The 599-nt window shown below is 45.1% G+C and carries 1 pseudogene; it reads left to right on the top strand.

Annotated elements, in window-relative coordinates:
• Positions 1-599, top strand: a pseudogene (locus tag ACLROL_RS06995) (hypothetical protein); the annotation flags it as partial.

Raw genomic sequence — 599 nt, 5'->3', positions numbered from 1 at the left:
TGGAACAGTACGTACCGGAAGGATATCAGATGACAGTATCCGGCGACTTCATGGCGACAGAAGGCGGACAGCTGGATGTACCTGTAGAAAAGATCCAGAAAAATGTCATCATGAACATCCGTTTCATGGACGGAGATAAGTTCGTTGCAGGCGGAGACTACTTCGTACCGGAAGGAGTAAACAATTACTCTATTCTGAAACCATACGTACCGGCAGGATACCGTATGACAGTATCTGGCGACTTTATGGCAACAGAAGGCGGACAGCTGGATGTACCTGTAGAAAGAATCCAGAAAAAGACTTCTTTATTTGTTACATTCATGACAGTTAAAGGAAGAATTGTTGCTCATGATTATGCATCTGTAACGCAGGCAGGGGAACCAGGAACATGCTGGTCATTCCAGCTTGGAAAAGACTACCAGCTTCCGGAAGGATATCAGCTCGTAGAAGGTTTGGTTCAGAAAACAAATATTGATGTACCATTTGGATGCACACGTGGCTACATTTTATTTGTAGAAAAAGTTGAAGATCCGAGTGATCCGACAGATCCGAGTGATCCGACAGATCCGAGTGATCCGACAGATCCGAGTGATCCGACA

It is taken from the genome of Sellimonas sp., assembly GCF_047234585.1.
In the GTDB taxonomy this organism is placed as follows: domain Bacteria; phylum Bacillota; class Clostridia; order Lachnospirales; family Lachnospiraceae; genus Sellimonas; species Sellimonas caecigallum.
The sequence above is the reverse complement of the archived record's forward strand: the minus strand, read 5'-3'. Positions and strand labels throughout refer to the sequence as shown.